This is a genomic window from Streptomyces kryoterrae, assembly GCF_054072135.1.
The window spans coordinates 6,802,388-6,819,827 of the sequence record NZ_CM133358.1; the positions used below are offsets into that span (position 1 = coordinate 6,802,388).

The 17,440-nt window shown below is 70.5% G+C and carries 28 protein-coding genes; 1 reads left to right on the forward strand and 27 read right to left on the reverse strand.

All coding sequences use genetic code 11. From position 1 onward, the window contains the following. Nucleotides 1–16: 16 nt before the first annotated feature. The 17 genes from ACW4TU_RS30215 to ACW4TU_RS30295 form a co-directional block, all read right to left on the reverse strand. Complete coding sequence (locus tag ACW4TU_RS30215) at nucleotides 17–700, reverse strand: hypothetical protein (protein WP_457418185.1); 684 nt, start codon at nucleotides 698–700, stop codon at nucleotides 17–19. 1 nt (nucleotide 701) lies between these two features. Beyond that, nucleotides 702–989, reverse strand: a complete 288-nt coding sequence (locus ACW4TU_RS30220; protein ID WP_457418187.1) for a hypothetical protein — start codon at nucleotides 987–989, stop codon at nucleotides 702–704. Nucleotides 990–991: 2 nt separating this feature from the next. Next, nucleotides 992–1,225 (reverse strand): hypothetical protein, encoded by a 234-nt coding sequence (locus ACW4TU_RS30225; protein ID WP_457418189.1) that lies wholly within the window; start codon nucleotides 1,223–1,225, stop codon nucleotides 992–994. Further along, the gene (locus tag ACW4TU_RS30230; protein ID WP_457418191.1) at nucleotides 1,225–2,514 is read right to left on the reverse strand and encodes a phage major capsid protein; all 1,290 of its coding nucleotides are present in this window, start codon (nucleotides 2,512–2,514) and stop codon (nucleotides 1,225–1,227) included. The genes ACW4TU_RS30225 and ACW4TU_RS30230 overlap by 1 nt, the downstream gene beginning before the upstream one ends. A 214-nt stretch (nucleotides 2,515–2,728) precedes the next feature. Then, nucleotides 2,729–3,385, reverse strand: coding sequence for an HK97 family phage prohead protease (locus ACW4TU_RS30235; RefSeq protein ID WP_457418193.1), 657 nt, complete (start codon nucleotides 3,383–3,385; stop codon nucleotides 2,729–2,731). Further along, the gene (locus tag ACW4TU_RS30240; RefSeq protein WP_457418195.1) at nucleotides 3,385–3,567 is read right to left on the reverse strand and encodes a hypothetical protein; all 183 of its coding nucleotides are present in this window, start codon (nucleotides 3,565–3,567) and stop codon (nucleotides 3,385–3,387) included. The genes ACW4TU_RS30235 and ACW4TU_RS30240 overlap by 1 nt, the downstream gene beginning before the upstream one ends. Continuing rightward, nucleotides 3,564–3,914 (reverse strand): hypothetical protein, encoded by a 351-nt coding sequence (locus ACW4TU_RS30245; protein WP_457418197.1) that lies wholly within the window; start codon nucleotides 3,912–3,914, stop codon nucleotides 3,564–3,566. Before ACW4TU_RS30245 ends, ACW4TU_RS30240 begins: the two co-directional genes overlap by 4 nt. 2 nt (nucleotides 3,915–3,916) lie before the next feature. Then, on the reverse strand, nucleotides 3,917–4,207 hold the full coding sequence (locus ACW4TU_RS30250) for a hypothetical protein (RefSeq protein WP_457418199.1): 291 nt from the start codon (nucleotides 4,205–4,207) through the stop codon (nucleotides 3,917–3,919). Between the two features lie 2 nt (nucleotides 4,208–4,209). Further along, complete coding sequence (locus ACW4TU_RS30255) at nucleotides 4,210–6,528, reverse strand: phage portal protein (RefSeq protein WP_457418201.1); 2,319 nt, start codon at nucleotides 6,526–6,528, stop codon at nucleotides 4,210–4,212. Between the two features lie 9 nt (nucleotides 6,529–6,537). Continuing rightward, entirely contained in the window at nucleotides 6,538–7,884 is a 1,347-nt protein-coding gene (locus ACW4TU_RS30260) for a terminase large subunit domain-containing protein (RefSeq protein ID WP_457418203.1), read from the reverse strand. A gap of 7 nt (nucleotides 7,885–7,891) precedes the next feature. Beyond that, complete coding sequence (locus ACW4TU_RS30265) at nucleotides 7,892–8,089, reverse strand: hypothetical protein (protein ID WP_457418205.1); 198 nt, start codon at nucleotides 8,087–8,089, stop codon at nucleotides 7,892–7,894. Next, nucleotides 8,086–8,517: a hypothetical protein gene (locus tag ACW4TU_RS30270; protein ID WP_457418207.1), complete on the reverse strand. Its 432-nt coding sequence runs from the start codon at nucleotides 8,515–8,517 to the stop codon at nucleotides 8,086–8,088. The genes ACW4TU_RS30265 and ACW4TU_RS30270 overlap by 4 nt, the downstream gene beginning before the upstream one ends. A 122-nt stretch (nucleotides 8,518–8,639) precedes the next feature. After that, nucleotides 8,640–9,086 (reverse strand): hypothetical protein, encoded by a 447-nt coding sequence (locus tag ACW4TU_RS30275; RefSeq protein ID WP_457418209.1) that lies wholly within the window; start codon nucleotides 9,084–9,086, stop codon nucleotides 8,640–8,642. A 210-nt stretch (nucleotides 9,087–9,296) separates the two neighbouring features. Then, nucleotides 9,297–9,665 carry a hypothetical protein gene (locus tag ACW4TU_RS30280; RefSeq protein ID WP_457418211.1) on the reverse strand — a complete coding sequence of 123 codons (369 nt, stop codon included), beginning with the start codon at nucleotides 9,663–9,665 and terminating at the stop codon, nucleotides 9,297–9,299. Next, the gene (locus ACW4TU_RS30285) at nucleotides 9,662–10,177 is read right to left on the reverse strand and encodes a hypothetical protein (RefSeq protein WP_457418213.1); all 516 of its coding nucleotides are present in this window, start codon (nucleotides 10,175–10,177) and stop codon (nucleotides 9,662–9,664) included. The genes ACW4TU_RS30280 and ACW4TU_RS30285 overlap by 4 nt, the downstream gene beginning before the upstream one ends. A gap of 8 nt (nucleotides 10,178–10,185) precedes the next feature. Beyond that, a complete protein-coding gene (locus ACW4TU_RS30290; RefSeq protein WP_457418215.1) occupies nucleotides 10,186–10,329 on the reverse strand; it encodes a hypothetical protein in 144 nt (47 codons plus the stop codon). Nucleotides 10,330–10,337: 8 nt separating this feature from the next. After that, complete coding sequence (locus ACW4TU_RS30295) at nucleotides 10,338–11,144, reverse strand: hypothetical protein (RefSeq protein WP_457418217.1); 807 nt, start codon at nucleotides 11,142–11,144, stop codon at nucleotides 10,338–10,340. A gap of 189 nt (nucleotides 11,145–11,333) precedes the next feature. On the opposite strand from ACW4TU_RS30295, the gene ACW4TU_RS30300 reads away from it, so the two are divergent. Beyond that, nucleotides 11,334–11,615: a hypothetical protein gene (locus tag ACW4TU_RS30300; protein WP_457418219.1), complete on the forward strand. Its 282-nt coding sequence runs from the start codon at nucleotides 11,334–11,336 to the stop codon at nucleotides 11,613–11,615. 369 nt (nucleotides 11,616–11,984) lie between these two features. Here ACW4TU_RS30300 and ACW4TU_RS30305 read toward each other — a convergent pair whose 3' ends face one another. The 10 genes from ACW4TU_RS30305 to ACW4TU_RS30350 all read right to left on the reverse strand — a co-directional run bounded on the left by ACW4TU_RS30305 (nucleotide 11,985) and on the right by ACW4TU_RS30350 (nucleotide 17,439). Further along, entirely contained in the window at nucleotides 11,985–12,251 is a 267-nt protein-coding gene (locus tag ACW4TU_RS30305) for a hypothetical protein (RefSeq protein WP_457418221.1), read from the reverse strand. Beyond that, on the reverse strand, nucleotides 12,248–12,373 hold the full coding sequence (locus tag ACW4TU_RS30310; protein ID WP_457418223.1) for a hypothetical protein: 126 nt from the start codon (nucleotides 12,371–12,373) through the stop codon (nucleotides 12,248–12,250). Before ACW4TU_RS30310 ends, ACW4TU_RS30305 begins: the two co-directional genes overlap by 4 nt. Nucleotides 12,374–12,375: 2 nt before the next feature. Continuing rightward, nucleotides 12,376–14,058, reverse strand: coding sequence for a hypothetical protein (locus ACW4TU_RS30315; RefSeq protein WP_457418225.1), 1,683 nt, complete (start codon nucleotides 14,056–14,058; stop codon nucleotides 12,376–12,378). Continuing rightward, nucleotides 14,055–14,270: a hypothetical protein gene (locus ACW4TU_RS30320; protein ID WP_457418227.1), complete on the reverse strand. Its 216-nt coding sequence runs from the start codon at nucleotides 14,268–14,270 to the stop codon at nucleotides 14,055–14,057. The genes ACW4TU_RS30315 and ACW4TU_RS30320 overlap by 4 nt, the downstream gene beginning before the upstream one ends. Further along, complete coding sequence (locus tag ACW4TU_RS30325; RefSeq protein ID WP_457418229.1) at nucleotides 14,267–14,605, reverse strand: hypothetical protein; 339 nt, start codon at nucleotides 14,603–14,605, stop codon at nucleotides 14,267–14,269. Before ACW4TU_RS30325 ends, ACW4TU_RS30320 begins: the two co-directional genes overlap by 4 nt. Next, complete coding sequence (locus ACW4TU_RS30330; RefSeq protein ID WP_457418231.1) at nucleotides 14,602–14,913, reverse strand: hypothetical protein; 312 nt, start codon at nucleotides 14,911–14,913, stop codon at nucleotides 14,602–14,604. The genes ACW4TU_RS30325 and ACW4TU_RS30330 overlap by 4 nt, the downstream gene beginning before the upstream one ends. Before the next feature lie 36 nt (nucleotides 14,914–14,949). Beyond that, complete coding sequence (locus tag ACW4TU_RS30335; protein ID WP_457418233.1) at nucleotides 14,950–15,561, reverse strand: WhiB family transcriptional regulator; 612 nt, start codon at nucleotides 15,559–15,561, stop codon at nucleotides 14,950–14,952. Between the two features lie 51 nt (nucleotides 15,562–15,612). Next, the gene (locus ACW4TU_RS30340; RefSeq protein WP_457418235.1) at nucleotides 15,613–16,020 is read right to left on the reverse strand and encodes a hypothetical protein; all 408 of its coding nucleotides are present in this window, start codon (nucleotides 16,018–16,020) and stop codon (nucleotides 15,613–15,615) included. Further along, the gene (locus ACW4TU_RS30345; protein WP_457418237.1) at nucleotides 16,017–16,919 is read right to left on the reverse strand and encodes a hypothetical protein; all 903 of its coding nucleotides are present in this window, start codon (nucleotides 16,917–16,919) and stop codon (nucleotides 16,017–16,019) included. The genes ACW4TU_RS30340 and ACW4TU_RS30345 overlap by 4 nt, the downstream gene beginning before the upstream one ends. Nucleotides 16,920–17,001: 82 nt before the next feature. Next, a complete protein-coding gene (locus tag ACW4TU_RS30350) occupies nucleotides 17,002–17,439 on the reverse strand; it encodes a hypothetical protein (protein WP_457418239.1) in 438 nt (145 codons plus the stop codon). Nucleotide 17,440: the final 1 nt, after the last annotated feature.

Here is a 17,440-nt window from a genome sequence, read left to right on the forward strand (position 1 = left end):
GTACGGCGTATCCGCATCACACACCGCCGATCAGCGACGGCCCACGGTTCAGATAGCCGACGAGGAGGGCGTCTACCTGCGTCGACCCGGTAGACGACGACGGGGAGACGACGTCCGCCGACGCCTCGTCGTCGCTGTCCTCGATGGCGACGTTGTTGCCCTCGTCGTCCACCTGAAGACTCGAGTCTTGCTCGGCGTCCGCGTCCGACGGCCGGGCCTTCGCCTGGATGTCGGCGGCGAGCAGCGCGGTCCCCTGCCCGACCAGCAGAGGCGGCGAGTCGTAGCCGAACGAGCCGGCCGTCTTCACCTGCTCGGCACCCCACCGCGACCACAGGCCCTGCCAGCCGCCGTTGTACGACTCAGCCCCCACCACCAGGTCGTTGTAGCCGCCCCATGCGAGGTGGATGGCGTCGACCTGTCCGAGGACCGACGACGACGTGACCCGGTACGCCGACGACGGGATGACCGGCCCATCGTCCGCGTTCAACACGGGGGTGACGCTGGTGATTGTTCGGACGCGGCGCGGGAGGATGACCAGTCCCCCCGCGCCGACGTCCGCCACCACCACCAGGTCAGTTGGTTCGAAGAGCTGCTGCGTGTACTGCGTGATCCGCTCCTGGGCAGCACCGATCCACGCGGTGACCTCGGCATCAGTGCCGGTACACCCCGCGTCTCGTGCGGCCTGGAGGGAGCAGTACATGTCAGCCCTGCTCGCCCTCGGCTGACTTGTCGCCAGCCTCCAGCTCGCGCTTCACGCCTGCGGTGATCAGCCCGCCCTTGGCGACGATCTGCCGGGCGTACCCGCCGGGGTGGGTGTGCACGACGGGGCCGACCTGCTCGCCGCTGCCGGCCGAGTCGAGCGCGCGGAACGCGTCGTCGGGTGCGGACTGTCCGACGTCCCAGCCCGTGCCACCGGAGTACTCGCGGGTGGACACGACGGCCGGGTTGGTCGGCTCTCCCGCATCCGCGGGCTTACGTGCTGCTGCCATGATCAGGTACCTCCGATGACGCCACGCGTACGGAGCGCGGCAAGCAGGGCGTTGTACGCCGTGGTGACTGCGGCGAGGTCGGCGAACGTCGTGCCCTGGTTGTTGATCACGGGCTTCGATGTGCCGTCCAGAAGGGCCGGGGCGGTGCCGATGACGCGCAGCACCTCGGTGTCCTGGTTCTCCGTGCGGGCGACCGCCGACTTGGTCAGCGTCACCTGCTTGACGATGCCGCCCATTACGGCAGCGCCGCGAACGTGATCTTCACGAACGCCTGCGGGGTGTGGACCGCGACGTTCGCCCGACGCTCGGCGAGGATGACCAGCGTGTTCGCGGTGAAGTAGTCCGCGTGGCTGTCGGTCATCAGGATGGTGACGCCCTGCCGCTCCCACAGCGTGGCGCCCATCCGGTAGCCGCCGAGGAGCGCGGTGCCGGCGGTCATCGCCACCGACGTGACGACGGTCAGACCCCAGATACGCATCGGGGCGCCGGAGTCGGTCACCGAGGTGATGACCCGGAACTGGCCGTTGGCATCCGTGTCCAGCTCGACGTCCTGCCAGTCGAGCGGGTTCAGCACGATCGCGTCCGGCGGGTACAGCGCGAGTTCGCCCTGCGTCTTGGCCTTGCGGATCGTGATCAGCTTGGAGTCGGTGTTACCCGACCCCGGCTGATAGGAGCCGATGCCCGCCGTGGTGAGGATCCCCTGCATCTGCGTGGTGCCGTTGCCGGTGAGGATCTCGCGGTCGAGCTTGTACTCCAGCCCGTACGTCAGCCGCCCGTTGATGTAGCCCATCAGCTGGCTGTTGTCGTCGGCGGCCTGCCTCGTGATCGGCACCCAGTGCGCGACCGTCTTGAGGGTGGTCGTGATCAGGTCGAAGGTGAACGGCCCGCTCTTCGGCTTGTCGCCACCCTCGGCCACGACCGCCGCCGCGTTCCACGTCGACTGCGGGCCCGACGTGTCCCGCATGTACTCCAGCGTGGTCCCGTCCGACGTCTGCCTGTCCAGCAGGTTCGCGATCAGGAGCGGGAAGTCCGGGTTGTTTGGGATGATCCCCGGCACCCGAGTGTTCTGCGGGAGCGTCGTGCCGGTGGTGACCGTGCCGGCCGGGGCCGCGCGGCCGTCCCACTCGACGGCGAACTTGCCCTGCTTGCCGTTGCCGCGGAAGTTCTCCAGCGCCTTCGAGCGGACGAACGCCTCAGCGATGGTGAGGGGGTGCTCGTTGCCGTTGGCGTCGGGCTGCATGCCGGGCTGTACGCGGGTGTCCGGGGCGGGGTCCCCAGCGGGGAGCTGCGCGGCCCTGAGTGCCCGGAGGCGGGCGTCTCGCTGGTTCGCCTGCTCGATCTGCGCGGCGATGGTGTCGGCCCGCGCCAGCAGGTCGTCCATGTCGCCGTCGAAGTTCTGGTCCTGGAGCTGCGCCACGATCGCGTCGCGCTGCTCGGTCAGGGTCGGGGCGCCACCCTTGATGGGATAGATCGGCCGTCCGTCGCGGCGGCGACCGATGGGGCGGATGCGGGCGAAGTTGCTCATGGGCCGCGTCCTTTCGGTCCGTGGACGGCTCGCAGCCGCCCATACGTGATGGGTGTCTGCGGTCCGTCTTTCACGGCCGGTGGATCGCGCCCGGCATGCTCACGGCTTTTACGTCCGGTGTGAACGCCCGGATGTGGGGAGGGTAGATCGACTGTGGCCGGGCCCGTCGGCGGGGGCTGCAATTCGCTCCGGAGACGGGCGCCTGCCAGCGTCGTCAGGATCCGACGGGCGTCAACCGCAGGAGTGCGGCACGGCGCTGACGCTGCTGCATCTCGACGTCGTGCGCGACCTGCGAGTCGCGGCCGTGCTCGCGGTCGTAGTCGGCCAGCCGCTCGGCGAGGGTCGGCTCGCCCACGGTCTCGGTGTAGAGCGCGCCGAGGGCGGACCGGACCACCTTCAGCTTGGAGCCGGGCACGGCCGCCATGCGGGCGGTGATCTGCGAGACCTCGACGAGCCGCGCCGAGCGGATGTTCTCCAGGACGTCGGCGCGGTCCTCGTCGCCCATCTCGGCAAGCTTCTTCCACTCGGGGAGGTCTGTCCGTACGAACCCGACGCTGAGTTCGCGGGCGCTGCCGGACCTGGCCATGGCTCGCTTGTCGCGGCCGTCCACGGTGTCGTCGTACAGCCCGGCGATGTGGAGCAGGTTGGGCTGCTCGTCGGCGCGGAACGTGCCGATCGGCGAGTACGGCGAGTGCATCCACAGGTAGGCGTACGGGGCTTTGTCGATGCCGCGCTTGAAGACTCCGGGGTGGAACGTGGTGCCGTAGCTGTCCTTCTTGCCGTACTGGCAGGCCACGCCGTCGAACGATCCGTCCTGCCCCTCGTCGACTCGGAACTCGTGCGTCTCGAAGACGCGGAACTCGATCTCCATCAGCGTGTCCTCCTGCTCCTGCACGTCTGCGCGTGCGTCTTCGCTGGCCGCAGATCCGCGGTCTGCGTCACGGGCACCACGTCCGGCAGGTCGTCACGGGCGAGGTCGACGTCCGCCACAGCGGTGACGCGGGCGGGTTGCTGGACGTGGCAGTACGGGCACTCGATCATCAGGACGTTCACGACTGGCCTCCCTGGGCCTGCTTGAGTGCGTGCTCGGCGTAGACCTCGGCTACGCCGTCCATGACCGCCCGGTGGGACGGGCTGAGGCTCGGGGAGTACCGGTAGACGGCACGCCCCTGCTTGTCGCGGCCGTCGTACTCGTAGACGGTCCGGCCCCTGCCGAACGTCATGTGGCGGGGCAGGCTGCCGTCGGCGTCCGGTCGTACGCAGATGTCGCTCTTGCCGTCGAACGGCCCCCGCCGGACCTCACGGAACGGGACGCCCGCCGGGCAGTAGGCGCCCTCGTACTGGCTCGTACCAGCGGGCTGGAGGATCGCGCGAACTTCACCGCGCAGCAGGGTGGCCATGGTCAGCAGCACCTCTCGACCCACTCGAACCGAGTGTTGCCGCCATGTCCATGGACGGCCTCGGCATCTTCCACGGAGTTCCACGCCACGGTGGACGGTCGCTCGCCACGCCACCTGATCGACACCGTGCCGTCCGGCCACACCACGCCATCGGCCACGGTTCCGGTGCCGGATACGCCTGTCACGTCGAGGTCGCGCTCCAGCGTGAACAGTCTCGGCTCGGGTGTGATCGGCGGCCCGACATATCCGAGGTCGTCCAAGCTGAGCTTGGGAGCGGGCTTGCGTCGGGGCATGGTCAGATCTCCTCGAACTCGTAGGTCAGCGCGCAACGGCACTGGATGGACTGCGCGGCCGGGGCCGAAGGATCGGCAGGCCACCGCGACTTGGTGAGCGTGAACCGCTTGTTCATCGCGGCCGTGCGCCCGTTCTCCTGCCGGTGCGTCTCCCGCGTCCGCTTGTCGGCGGTCGCCAGCCACGTCTTCTTCGTGGCACCCGCGTCCAGCGCGGCCAGGAACGAGGCCTGGCTGTAGCCGCCCACGGTCTCCGTGCGCGCGATCATCGTTGCCCGGTAGTCGCCGAGGTTCGTGAACACCCGCTGGATACGGGCCCGCAGCTCCGGCACCGACTCGCCCTGAGCGATCCCATGCGCGAGGATCTGCGACCGCAGCACCTGCTCCGTCGTGGCCGTCACCTGCCCGGCCAGCTCCTCGATCCGGTCGTCCAGGGCGCCCGCCACGTCCGGCTCGTCGAGGTCGAACGCCCCGGTGATCGAGGCGCCCCCGCGCTTCCACGCCCGCTCGACGAACGGCCGCAGAGCCTCGCCGGTCTTCCGCTTCCAGTACCTGGGGTCGAAGAACTCCCTCGGCTTGATCCGCTCCTCCCACCCATCCGGCCCGGACGCCACGTCCATGTCGGTGAGGCGCGCGGCCGGCACCTCCTCGGGGTCGGGCGGGGCGAGCGTCAGGGTCTGCTCGCGGGCGAGGGCACACGCCTCGGTCCGCACCTCGGTCAGCCACGCGGCGGACCGCTCCGGCTTCTTCATCAGCCGGTCGAAGTCGCGGAGTACGAGGGCGCCTTGCTCGCGGGCGAGAGCCTGCACCGCGCGGCGCCCGGCCCGCTCCAACTCGTCGTACGCCTCGTTGATGTCCGTCAGGGACGGTGACGACGGGGCGTCGTCCGCGCGCTCCAGACGGGGCGTCGGACGGCCGTCCACCTGCGGCGACGGCCCGCCGAGGAGACGGGCGAGGGCGACCTCGACGGCCCGCTCGACGACGGGGCCGACGTCGGGCGTCAGGCGGGAGAAGTCGGCATCCCACGACCGTGCCTCGTCGGCGCCGGCCGCGCCCTGCACGGGGGCGAACTGAGACCGGTACGGGGTGAGCGTGTGCGCGCCGAGCCCGTTCGGCAGCGGGTCCAGGCCCAGCACGGCGCGGGCCTCGTCCACTGTGGTGATGTCCGCGTACATCGACGCGCGCGCACGGTTCGCCTTCGAGTCCTGCGCCTCCTGGAGCGCCTCGACACCGGACAGGTCGAACTCGGCCTCTTCGTTGTCGGAGGGCAGCAGCCGTAGGTCGATCTCCGAGCCGATGATCTCCAGCTTCGGCTTGATCGTGTCCGACCACAGCGTGGCCTTCGCCGCTGCCCGGTTCTCGTACGTCGTGCCCGCGGCGAGGTAGTCGTGCGGGATCCCGAACGCCATCATGACCTCTGCCGCGTTGGCCATGCGGGATTCGAGGTACTCCATCTCCGCTGCGGTGAACGTCATCCGCTCGACGGCGATGCCCTTGCCCTTGCCGCCGTTCGCCCCTGAGCCAGGCTGTGACCGGACGAACAGGCTCTTGCCCGCGTTGCCCGGTCCCTGCACCGAGGAGCGCCACGCGGCGACGGTCTGGTTGTACTCGGTCTCGCCCATGTCGCCCAGGTAGACGACGTTGGATGGACGGCCGCCGTTGGCGTACGAGGAGCGCTGCCACTCGCGGGCGAAGGCGTCCATGTCGACGGCGTGCCGCGCGGCTTTCCACGGGGCGATGCAGCCGAGCGGGTCGAACGGATGCGGATACCGGAGCCACAGCATCTCTTCGGGCAGCACGGGGACTTGCACCCCGTCCGCGCGGCGGATCATGAACCCGACGAGGTTGGCCATCGTGGGCCGCTGCGCAACCGGCTTGTCCACCACAATGTCGACGCCGTCGAACACGAGGTGTGCCTCGGAGATCGGGCCGAGCCCGGTCTCGCCACGGTCCAGCCAGACGAAGGACTGGCCGGCCAACTCGCCCTGCTGGAGCATCAGCGACTTGAAGACGCGCGCCGACATGTTGTCGTTCGGCTTCTTGTTGAAGAGGTGCGCGACCTCGTGGTCCTCGATGTACGAGCCGTCCGGGCGCGCCACCTGCAGCGGCACGGATGACCCGTTGTCGGCGATCGCCGCCACACACCGGTACGCGACCGCGCTGTTGGCGTAGCCGCGGGCTTCGGCGTCCAACGCCATCGTCAGGGACTGCTGCCCACCGATCGACGCGACCGTGATCGGCATGCGGTCCCGCAGCGTGTCGAGGCCGAGGCCGGCACGCGTCTCGGCGGCCCGGCGCAGCGCCCTGTTCCTGTAGTGGCTCACGTCGTCCTCCTAGGCGACCGCAGCAGAGTTGCCCGCGGACGCGAGCATCAGATCGGTGAACGCCCACACGCCACCGTCGAGACGGTCAGGGCTGGAGTCGCCCGGTACCCATGTGACGCACTGCTCCTCGAACTCGGGAAGGCTCCCGACGACGTGCGCGGCGTGCTGCTCGAACACGGCGGCGACCGGTTCGGCGCGGGTGAGCTTGCCGCGGGTGGCGTGCACCGTGCGGTAGTTGACGGTGGGGTCGATCTGCCGGATTACGGTGCCGATCCAGTCACCGCCGTTGTTGACCTCGGCCACGATCGCGTCGGCACGGTGCTTGTGGTATGCGGCGACAGCACGGCGCGCGGCCTCTACCGGGGCCATCCGGCCGGACACGTCATCGAGGAGGTAGCCGTGCTGGCGCATCGTGCCGTTGATGTCGGGGAGGTACTGCTGGCCGAGCCCGGCTACGAGGATGCCCATCTCGTCGGACTCGTCGTGGGAGCTGGCGGCCGGGTCCATGGCGACGACCACTCGGGACATGGGCGGGGCGGCGCCGACCCGTGTGGCGTCGAAGAGCTGCCGGGTCCACAGGGCGCCCTCGATGTCCTCCAGGAGGATGCCGTCGAGTTCCTGAGCGGCGATGCGTGTGCCTGCGTACTTGGCGATCAGGTGCGCCCGCTGCTCCTCGGGGAGGTGGATCGCGTCTCGGGTGCGCCCGCGGGTGACGGTGACCTTCGGCGAGCGGGTCAGCTCGATCAGCTCGGTGCGCGGCTTGGGCGTGGTGCTGCCGATGTAGTGGGGGTTCGTCCCGAGACGCAGGCCCATCTCGGAGTGCGTGATCGCTTCCTTCAGGCGGCGTTGCGCGGCGACCTCTTCCATCCAGACGAGGCACCGGTTACCGCCGGCACGGAGGCGTTCGACGTCGTCGGGCGTGTGGCTCCCGAACAGCTTGGCTTCGGCGCCGCTCGGCCACTTCACGAACGTCCCGCCGACCGTGGTGCGCAGGACCACGCGCGGGTCGTGGGCCTTCAGCCCGGACGGCCCGTTCACGCAGGCCTCGACGGCGTCGCCCTGCGTGGGGGCGATGATGGCCATGCGGTGCCCGCCCCTCAACCGCGGGTCGCAGGGTGGGCCGTTGACGTGCTGCACCATGTAGCGGGCGCAGCCGTCCGTCTTGCCGGTGCCGCGCCCGCCGAGCTGGAGCCACCACCCCAGGGTGGGGATGCGCTCGGGTGCGACCTGCCACGGGTACGGCTTCCACTTCCCCCAGCGCTTCGCCCACAGGCGCGCCGCCAACTCGGCTTCGAGCAGCTCAAGCTCGGCCGGGGACATGCCGGCCATGGCTGCGTCGAGGTCGGCGGCGTGCACGGTGGGGCTACTCCCATTCGAAGATCGTGCCGTTGGCGTGGCGGGTGTGGGGGAGGCGGAAGTCGAAGTGGTTCAGGAACAACTCGCAGACGATCGACTCGTCGTTGGGGTAGACGGCCGTGCACGGTTCGGTGGACTCGACGGGCGGGGTCCCCTCGTCCGGCGGGTCGGTCGTTGCCGGGGTCTCGGGGGTGGGCTCGGTCACGTCTCCTCCAGCTGTGCGATCTCGTCGGCCAACGCTTTGACGCGGGCGGTCATCTCGTCGGTGATCTGTACGTTCTGCTTCACGGGGGCGTACAGGCCCAACAGCTTGGCCTCGTGGTCCATGGCGCGGACGATCGCCTCGGCCGCCTTCGACGCGTTGATCCCGCCAGCGAACACCTGCGGCATCAGCCCGTCGATGATCTGTTTGCACGTGGCGAGCTGCTCGCCGACGTACGTGCCGAACGCCTCGGCGGCCTCCTGGTGCAGGCGGGCCCGGCCGCGCTTCCACGCCTCGTACGTGTTCTTGACGTCGGCGCCGATCAGCTCGGCGATCTCCCGGAACTCTTTCCGGTCGCGGGTGCGCAGGATCATGACCTCGTCCTCGCGCTGCCGTGCGATGTCTGCGTTCTTCGGCGTTGGGCCTGCCACTGCGTCACCTCCCTGCTCGGGACGGTACGGATTTCGGCGGGCGCGGGATCTTGGGGGCTGCAATTCGCGGGCATGCGAAGGCCCCGCCGACGCTGGTCGACGGGGCCACGGTGGTGCGCGGTTCAGCAGGCGTCGTACTTCCAGGCGCCGCCTTCACGCGTCCATGCCTGCCCCTGCTGGTCGAACTTCGGCAGGGACACGGTGTACGAGACGCGGGCGAGATCCCCGGACAGCTTGTCGACGGTGACCGTCTTCACGGTCTGTTGCCCGTAGTCGGCTTTGGCCTGCTCAACGACTGCGCCGTACGCGGCAGCGGTGATCGTCCCCTGGCAGTGCTTCGACAGGACGGCGTACGCGGTTTCGGCGTCGCCCTGGAAGTACGCGGCGGTGTACTCGCGTACGGCCTGCTCCAGTGCGCCGGCCTCGGCCGGGGTGGGCGTGGTCGTCGGCTCGACGGCGGCCGGGCTGCTCACGGTGCTGTCGGCGGTGGCTGGCTTGTCGTCGGTGGACGAGCAGGCGGTGAGCGCGAGGAGCGCGGCGACGGTGGCGAGCGTGGTGGTGGTGCGCATGTGTCCCCCCTGGACGGTGCGGTGTGAGGGGCATGCTGCCACGGGGGTACGACAGAGGCCCTCGCCTCGGGGGGATTTAGGCGAGGGCCTCGGATGCACGCTACGACGTGGGACTGACAACGGGCTGGGACTACTGCGGGTGGCCGCAGTCCTTGACCCACCATCCGCACGTGGCGCAGTAGTCGTATGCGGCAGCCAGGAGGCGTCGGATCATGGTGTGTTCACCTCCCCCGGGGCGAGGTGGATGTGGGTGTGCGAGGGGCGGTCGGAGGGCGCTGTCTTATAGATCAACATCCCCTTCCGGCCTTCGAGAGGGGCGACGCTGACGAGTTCGTGACCTGCACATTCGTCGCAGGAGGGGCGCCCCTCCTGCGGTGGGGGAGTGGCGGACGAATCGGACACGCGGCGGCGGGCCGAGCGCCAGAGCGCCAGGATCCCGACGGCCCACAGCGCGAGCACTCCAACGGTGGGTGAGAGGGCGAACAACACGGCGGCCACACCACCCCCGAGGATGACCAGCACGCACGCGCCTGCCAGCGGGGAACGCTCTTCCTCCGGCTCCTCGTCGGCCGCGCTCATCCGATGCGTCCGAACGTGTTGTCGCCGATCCAGTTGACGACGAGTGCGAGCGGTACGGCCGCGAACCCGGCCACGCCCGCCGAGGTGCCGAGCGTGATCCCGCACCAGGCACCCCGCTTCAGCACGCCCGCGTCGTGGTCGTTGGCCTTCTTCACGCACGCGATGAACACGGCGGTCAGGATCAGGACCCAACAGGCGCCGGGCCCGCTGAGGGGGGTGAAGGTCGCGCGGGCTGCGAGCTGGCCGGGCTGCTCTCCGACGCCCCACAGCAGGGCCGCGTCGCCGAGCCAGTTGGACAGGCCGAGGACGCTGCTGGAGGCGGTGCCGATCAGTCCGGCGATACCGAGGGTGGTGAGGCAGCCGTACGACCAGGACAGCAGGAACGGCAGCAGTCGGGCTGCCTGCTTGATGGCGTCCTTCTGCAGCCGCTTGTAGCCGGGCCACCAGATGGTCAGTTCGTAGCCGAGGATGCAGAGGCCGACGGTGACGCCGCCATAGGTCACGTAGTTCATGGGGTCCTTCAGTGGCGGATGGCCGCGATGAGCGCGGCAAGCGTGAGGATGAACGCGCACGTGCCGCTCACACGGGGCACGGTGCGCCAGTCGACGAGGGCGAGACCGCAGAGTCCGCCGAGGGCCGCGAGCACGAAGAAGGCGGCGAGCACGGCGCGGCCTAGGCGGTGCGCGGCGTGGGCCGCTGCGGGTAGGCGGCGAGCGTCGGCTCGTGCTCTTCGACCTCGGCGCGGATGGTGCCGCGGATGGTGGAGTCGCCTACGCGGCCGTGGCCGGCGGCGAAGAGGGCGGCTCGCATCTCGCTGGTGCCGGGTCGGTAGCCGTCGGTGTACAGGGCGCGGATGGCGGCGCATCGCGGGTCCCGGTAGGAGATGGTCCGTACCTGTTCCTCGAGGGAACTCTCCGGCGGTGCCTGCTCCTCGGCGGGCGGGGCGGCCGGGAGCGCGGGGGCCTCGACAGGCTTCGGCGGTACGACGGGCGCGGCCTGCTGCTCGACACGCTCGACGACGACCGGAGCCGCAGCAGCAGCCTCAGCCGATGCGGTCGGCGTGGCCGCCAGGTGCAGCAGGTGAGCGAGCACGGCGGGCGGCACCATCGACGTGACCGCGATGAGCCACGCCTGGTCCTGGTTCATGTGGCCGGTGTTGACGAGGTGCGCGACGACCTGCGCGGCGAGCGCGAGGCAGATGGCGAACGCTGCGCCGACCGTCGCGGAGAACCGGCCGCGGGCTCCCTTGGGCCGGGTGGCGGCGACGACGGCGGCGATGCCCGCGTACGCGCTGAGGGAGAACGGCATGCCGTACGCCCATGGGTCGGACCATCCAGCGAACTTGGCGACGTGGTACTCACCGGGCATCGACATGATGAGGGTGGCGGCGAGGACGGCGGGTCGGCCGGCGGTGGTGGCCAGTCGCGCGTACCAGGGGGACGCGGGCGGCGGGGATGTGCGAGGCTTCTTCCAGCCCATGGAGGTCACTCTCCGGTGGTCAGAGCCCCGTTCGGTGTGTCCAGCACCTGCGGGGCTCGTTCTGTTGTGGGGCGTCGTCGGGCGTCGTCGGCCCGTCCTGACGCGTCGTGTCGGATAGCCGACACCGTGAAGGCTACCCGACACGGGGGCGGGTGTGCAGACCTACGCTCCGGCGGGGAGGTGGCGGGTATGGCTGACGAGGTGGATGAGGCGCGCGCGGCTGCGGATGCGGTGCTCGCCAACGTGCAGGCTGCGTTGCGTGGGCTGGAGGCGATCCCGGACGCGACGGTGCGTGCGAAGGCTGCGGGCCTGGTGCTTCGGGAGTGGCCGGGTGGGCGGACCCTGGCGAAGGAGATCCGTCAGCAGGCGGTCAACACCCTGCACGAGGGCGGGATGGACTTCCCGGAGATCGGTGTGGCGATCGGTACGGATCGGTCGCGGGCGTGGCGGATCTGGAAGGGCATGAGCTGACGCTGTGTGACTGGCGTGGGCTGGTCGTGCAGAGATGGTTACACCCAGGCGTAACTATCTCTGTGCCTGCGCCTCGACGGCCGTCGCTGTACGTGACGACGCCCCGTCACCGGCCGTCGTCGTGACGGGGTGACGGGGCGTTGACGTGCGTCGATCAGGCTGACGGGCGCCTGACGCTGGCGAGGGACCTACCGGCCTCGGCGCCTGCCCGCTGCATGGCTGGGGCAGCCGCTCGGAACGCGGCGATGAACGGACCCCACACTTCGGCTACTCGCTGTGCCGTGGCGGGGCTCGGCTGGATCTTGATGAGCGGGACGGACATGGTCTCCCCCTTCGGTCGTGGGTCTCAGGATGGCAGACGACGAGGCGTCACGGCCGGTACAGCGGGCACCGTTCGAGGTGCGGGCGCAGGATGATCAGGGCCAGATGGACGGGCGTCAGTGCCGGGCGCCAGTCGAACGGCACGGCGACCGACGCGAGGAGTCCGCGGATCTCGCCGAGCCCGTAGCCCTCGATCCAGTCGGGCGGGTTGTACGTCGGGTTGAGGCGCATGTCTCGGATGCCGTGGATCTCCTGCCAGCCGTTGCCGGTGTCGACGCTGACGCGCGCGTTGTCGAGGCGGAGCGGCATGGTCACCGGCCCTTCCGCTTGGCGTGCCACCGGTTGATGGCGTCGCAGTACCAGCTGAAGGCGATGGCGAGCCACGGCATGGCGAGGAAGAGGGCTGCGGCGATGCCGAGCAGGATCAGGTAGTGCATGGTCACGCCTCCGTGGTGGGCTGCTCGGTGGGCCAGCTGAGGTCGCCGTCCTGGTGGTCGCCCTCGTGGCTGTGCCTGAGCGCGCACTCGCGGAGCGTGGTCGGGTCGGTGGCGTGGCACAGGCGGTTGCCCCGGGTGGGCTGCTCGGTGCCGTCGATCGCTCGCAGCGCCTCGGCGAAGTGGTCCGCGCCGCACATGACGCAGTCCTGCCGCTCACTCGGGTGTGTCTGGTTACGGTGCCGCTCGGCCTCGACGAGCACTTTGGCGACGCGGGCGACGGCGGCTTGATACTCGGCCAGTCCGCCCCTGGATGCTTCTGCCTGCTGCTCGGTGCCGTCGAGGGCGTAGCGCACCATCCGGTCGTGGTCCCGCCACCCGGCTTCGTAGCTGCTCGCAGGCTGGCCGGTTTTACCGTCGAAGCATGGCGGCCGGTCGTCCAACGCCTTGCGTACGCGCTCGATGACGGCCTGCGTCTCCCGCGCCCTGGCCTCGGCGTTCGCCACCGTCGCCAGCATCTCGTCGACGAGGCGGACGTCCCCGCCCTCCTCCTCCAGCATGCTGAGCGTCACCTTCGCCTCCCGCTTGGCTTCGGCCCACTGACGGTTGCGGAGACGGAGCTGCGCCCACAAGTTCTGGATCTGGGTGGGGTCGCCGCCTGCTGCGCGGAGGCCGGTGCGGAGGGTGCGAAGGTCGCGTTCGGCGGTCTTGGCGCGGCGGCGTAGGTGGTCGCGCGCGTTCTCGGACCGGGTCAGCTCGGCGGCGGTCCGGTCGCGCTCGTGCTCGATCTCCTCGGCCTTCGCCTTCCACGTCGTCCGACCGTTGATCATCTGCTCGACTCGGCAGCGTAGAGCCTCGCCTTCGCTCTCGTTGAGTACGCCACGGGCGGCGCGGTCGACAAGGACACGCAGCATGTTGGGAGCCACCTCGTCGACGGTCAGGGGGGCGGCTGTGTCGAGCCAGGGTGTGGGGTCGTCCGATTCGAAGCGGGCGCAGGGCCGGTCACCGCACGGGCCGTTGTAGGACAGGGGGCAGGTGCGGGTCTCCATGCGGCGGCACTCAACGTCGCCGGCGGCCGGGGCCTGCTCGCGGATGGACAGGTCCCGGCTCCCGCGCCGCAGCCATTCCGGCGACGGGTCGATACCAGCCGCGCGCGCCTGCTGCACCTGCGCGTCGATGAACTCGCTCACCTTCCCGGCCAACTCCTGCTGCTCCTCGTTCCGCTGCTCGCTGGCGGGGTGCCAGTGGGCGACCCTCACCGTGCTGTCGGCCGGCGGGTAGAAGGCCACGGTGTCCCCCCATTTGCGACCGCGGTCGTCGGTGTGATCGGTGACAGCGATGTGCCCGGCGGCGCGGATGCACTCGCCCACCGGAAGGACCCCGTTGTACTGCGCGCTGCACGTCGTCGCGGGCGTCGTCGGCCCGTCGTCGGTCACCAGCAGCGGCCACGCCCCGGAGGTGTTCAGCCGCTGCTCGGGGTGCTGCGCCCGGAAGTGGTCGGTGGCGTCGGCCGGGTTGAGGAGGCGGGGCGCTTCGGGGCAGAGCGGGCAGTAGACGGCCGTCGTTGCGTCGTCGTCGGACAGTATGAAGTCGCCCTGTCGGCTGTCGGCGATGCGTTTGACCTGCGTCGTCAGGGCGGCGAGGGCCTTGGCGACGGCCCTCGCGTCCATGCTCGGGGTGCTGCTCACTGCTCCTCACCTCGCAGTGCCTCGGCTACGGCCACGAGCGCCGAGGCAATCGCGAGGTTTGACCGGGCGGCGAGGATGCCGACGGCGGTGGGGCCGTCCACGTTGCGGGTCTGGCCGCCGGGCAGGGTCACCATTCCGTTGATGCCTTCCTCGACGTTGTTGATCAGCCAGAGGGCGTGATCGTGGGGCGGTCGGGCGGTGGGTGTGCTCACGTGGTGGTGTCCTTCCGGGTGCAGTGCGCGGGGTCGTGCTGGTGGCCGGCGGTCGCCCACCACACCTCGCAGCAGGGCGCGAGGAGTTCGGCGACCTGCTGGTCTTGCGCGGTCTTGATGGGGCGTGTGGCCCGGTCCAGGTCGACGAGGACGTTGTGGTGTTCGTCGAGGAGCCACGAGGTGTGGACGACGGCCATCGCTGCGCCTATGGCGGCGGCGGCGAAGAAGACGGTGCCGGGCCAGTGGCCGGCCTGGTGGCTGAGGAGGGCGGCGCCGAGGAGGCCGACGGCGAGGGCGGCGTACAGCACCCACAGGGCGTGGGTGGCGCGTCTCATGGCGTGCTCCGTGTCGGCGCGGGCTGTGCCTCGGCAGCAAGGCGGCGCAGGTGGTCGGCGACGCGCAGGATGCCGACGTTCTCGGAGGTCTGCGCCGATCGGCGAGGGCCGGTGCAGCGCTCGAACTGGCGCAGGCCCTCGGCGATGTCGGCGGCCTCGCGCAGGACTGCGGCGCGGTGCTCGACGTCTCGCTGCTCGCGGAGGGCGCGGGCCTTGGCCGCCAGCGGGGCGAGAACGGCCTCGGCCCTCGCGGTGGCCTGCTGCTGCTCGGTGGGCTCGTAGCGGGCTTCGTAGTCCTGCTCGGTCATGGGTGAACTCCTGGTGTGTGGTGGGTGGGTGATCGTTCAGGCGGCGCAGGAGACGGGCTGCACGCCCGCGTACGCCCCTCGCAGCTCCTCGGCGGCCTTCCGGGCGTCCCACGCCCCACGCGCCCTGTCACCGGCCGCACGCTGCCGCTGACGGCGCGCCTTCGACTCACGCCCCTGACCTGCCCGGCACTCCACACACGCCACCTCACCGAGACGGCGATGGATGAAGTAGCCGCGCGCTGTACCGCCCTTGGCGTGCTCGGCGGCCAGCTGCGCCCGCCGCTCGCCCTCAATGTGCGCCTCGTGCGCGGCCCGGCACACGCTGCACGGCTGCTCCCGGTACGAGAAGTGCGCCCGGTACGCCCGCTCGCTGCCGCACTCCAACCGCAACCGGCCCTGCTCGTCGAACCGGCACGACTCGCCCGTCCAGAACTGCCGGCGGTCAGCGGCCGTCGTCCCGCCCCACACGCCCTTCAGCTGCGGGTTGTCGAGGGCGTACTGAGCGCAGGCGTCACGGATCGGGCAGCTGCGGCACAGGCCCTTGGCGTACTCCCTGTCGCTGCTGCTCTTGCTGAAGAACATCTCGGGGTCGGTAGTGCGGCAGGGGAGGTTCGGGGTGGTGGCGGTGAGGGCGGCGAGGCTGGTCATGGGCGCTCCCCTGGGGGTGTTGGTGGTCGGGCGGTTGGTCTGCGGCGCAGGTCAGGGGGTGGTGGGTTCGGGGCTGAGGGTGCGGATGGTCGGGCATGGCCAGCGCTCGGGTGCCATGCCGTCGGAGTAGCAGCGGGCGGCGCAGGTGCCGTTGTCGCGGGGGACGTGCAGGGCGCGGATGCGGGTGACGGGGTCGCCGTCGGGTCCGGCGAGGTCTTCGCGGAATACGGCGGCGCGTTCGGCGTCCAGCTCCAGCCAGTAGGGCTCGCCGTTGGGGCCGGAGAGCATGACGATCACGGAGCTGTCGTCGCTCCACATGACGTCGTTGAGGCCCCAGCGCAGCTGTGTGGGTTCGGGGGTCTCGCCGGGGGTGGCGCCGGGGCAGACGATGGTGGCGATCTCGTCGGGGCCGAAGCCGTCGCGTCGGAGGCTGGCGGCCATCTCGTTCTGGGGGCTCATGCGCTGTGCCTTTCGTGGTCGGGGGCGTGGTTGGCGAGGTAGGTCTCGCAGCCGTGGCAGTAGAGGCGGCCGGGGCGGATGAGGGGGAGTCCGCAGTCGGGGCCTTGGCAGCGGGTGACGGCGGGTGGCTCGTCGGACGGCTGCGGCGCCTGTGGCTGCGACGGGGGCGGAGGCTGCGTTTCGGCCGGCGCGGTGGCCGCCTCGCCTTCACCCGTCGATGACTCGTTTTTCGCGTCCTCGCCCGCGCGCTGCTGTGGCTGAGTTGAGAAGCCAGCCATGTTGTGGTCGGGGAGGGGGTCTCTACCGAAGGTAGAGCTGTACTGGTAGACCCCCGCCACGGACGCTGTCCGGACCGCGTCCACTGACGCTTTCCGGGGGCGTCCATGGACGCTGTCCGGGGTCTCGTCGGAGGGTTCGGAACCCCCGCCACGGACGCTGTCCGGAACACCAGCAGTGGACGCTGTCCGGACCACGTCAGTGGACGCTGTCCGGGTGGCCTCGGCGATCTCCGCAGCCTTCTTCTTCGCGTACGCCTTCCGCTGCCGCGTCTCCGTCATGTGGTGGATGTGCGCCCCCCAGTCGAGCCCGCCACCGAGCGGCATGAGGAGCTGGTACTTCGACGAGTCGTTCGGCCGGCGCTTCCGGGCCAGGACACCGACACCCATGAGGACCTTCACGGCGTTCGTCACGGTCTCCGGCGAGCAGCCCGACAGGGTGGCGAGGGTGTCGCGGCCGGGGAACGAGTTGGAGCCGTCGGCGTCCGCGTACGTGGAGATCCACATGCCCACGGTCACGACGCGCGCCACCTCGGGGATGCGCCGTCCGACGCGCAGTACCTCGGCCCGGAGGGCGTTGGTCCAGGCGTTGCGGACGCTCTGCACGCGGTCGTCAGTGCTCAACTCGTTCTCATCTCAAGCGTGGTGCGGAATCGATCCGGCAAGATCCGCCCGGGGCACGTCCAGCGCGCCCCGGGCGGCCGGGTCAGCGGACGTACTCGGTGCGCGCGCGGTCCTCGCGGCGGCGCTGGTGGGCCTTGTACTCGTCCTCGGTCGGTTTGCCAGCGGTCATGTCGCCGAGCGCTGCGTCCGGGCGCATGGGCCCCTCGCCGACCTCGTCGAACGTGCCGTCCATCCGGCGGGCCCTCCACATGGCGCGCTTCGCCTCGGCCAGCGCTGCGGCGTCGTCGTCGGTACGGGCGACCTCGCACGAGGTGACGCGGACCTTGACGTTCGGCTCCTTCTCCTCGCCGGACGCGTGGCCGGTGTACGACTTGGAGGTCAGCTCGACGATCGCGAAGACGACGGTGCCGGGCTTCTCGAACAGGCCGCGTCGCTGCTCGGTGGTGAGGGCGGCCTCGATGGAGGCGGCGGCTGCGTCGAGCTTGACCTCGGGGACCTCGGTGTTGGCGAGCTTGGGCATG

Excerpts from the sequence above, each read along its gene's own strand:
- ACW4TU_RS30215 (WP_457418185.1), bottom strand. The coding sequence starts at position 700 with ATGTACTGCTCCCTCCAGGCCGCACGAGACGCGGGGTGTACCGGCACT.
- ACW4TU_RS30220 (WP_457418187.1), bottom strand. The coding sequence starts at position 989 with ATGGCAGCAGCACGTAAGCCCGCGGATGCGGGAGAGCCGACCAACCCG.
- ACW4TU_RS30225 (WP_457418189.1), bottom strand. The coding sequence starts at position 1,225 with ATGGGCGGCATCGTCAAGCAGGTGACGCTGACCAAGTCGGCGGTCGCC.
- ACW4TU_RS30230 (WP_457418191.1), bottom strand. The coding sequence starts at position 2,514 with ATGAGCAACTTCGCCCGCATCCGCCCCATCGGTCGCCGCCGCGACGGA.
- ACW4TU_RS30235 (WP_457418193.1), bottom strand. The coding sequence starts at position 3,385 with ATGGAGATCGAGTTCCGCGTCTTCGAGACGCACGAGTTCCGAGTCGAC.
- ACW4TU_RS30245 (WP_457418197.1), bottom strand. The coding sequence starts at position 3,914 with ATGGCCACCCTGCTGCGCGGTGAAGTTCGCGCGATCCTCCAGCCCGCT.
- ACW4TU_RS30250 (WP_457418199.1), bottom strand. The coding sequence starts at position 4,207 with ATGCCCCGACGCAAGCCCGCTCCCAAGCTCAGCTTGGACGACCTCGGA.
- ACW4TU_RS30275 (WP_457418209.1), bottom strand. The coding sequence starts at position 9,086 with ATGCGCACCACCACCACGCTCGCCACCGTCGCCGCGCTCCTCGCGCTC.
- ACW4TU_RS30280 (WP_457418211.1), bottom strand. The coding sequence starts at position 9,665 with ATGAGCGCGGCCGACGAGGAGCCGGAGGAAGAGCGTTCCCCGCTGGCA.
- ACW4TU_RS30285 (WP_457418213.1), bottom strand. The coding sequence starts at position 10,177 with ATGAACTACGTGACCTATGGCGGCGTCACCGTCGGCCTCTGCATCCTC.
- ACW4TU_RS30295 (WP_457418217.1), bottom strand. The coding sequence starts at position 11,144 with ATGGGCTGGAAGAAGCCTCGCACATCCCCGCCGCCCGCGTCCCCCTGG.
- ACW4TU_RS30300 (WP_457418219.1), top strand. The coding sequence starts at position 11,334 with ATGGCTGACGAGGTGGATGAGGCGCGCGCGGCTGCGGATGCGGTGCTC.
- ACW4TU_RS30310 (WP_457418223.1), bottom strand. The coding sequence starts at position 12,373 with ATGCACTACCTGATCCTGCTCGGCATCGCCGCAGCCCTCTTCCTCGCC.
- ACW4TU_RS30325 (WP_457418229.1), bottom strand. The coding sequence starts at position 14,605 with ATGAGACGCGCCACCCACGCCCTGTGGGTGCTGTACGCCGCCCTCGCC.
- ACW4TU_RS30330 (WP_457418231.1), bottom strand. The coding sequence starts at position 14,913 with ATGACCGAGCAGGACTACGAAGCCCGCTACGAGCCCACCGAGCAGCAG.
- ACW4TU_RS30335 (WP_457418233.1), bottom strand. The coding sequence starts at position 15,561 with ATGACCAGCCTCGCCGCCCTCACCGCCACCACCCCGAACCTCCCCTGC.
- ACW4TU_RS30340 (WP_457418235.1), bottom strand. The coding sequence starts at position 16,020 with ATGAGCCCCCAGAACGAGATGGCCGCCAGCCTCCGACGCGACGGCTTC.
- ACW4TU_RS30350 (WP_457418239.1), bottom strand. The coding sequence starts at position 17,439 with ATGCCCAAGCTCGCCAACACCGAGGTCCCCGAGGTCAAGCTCGACGCA.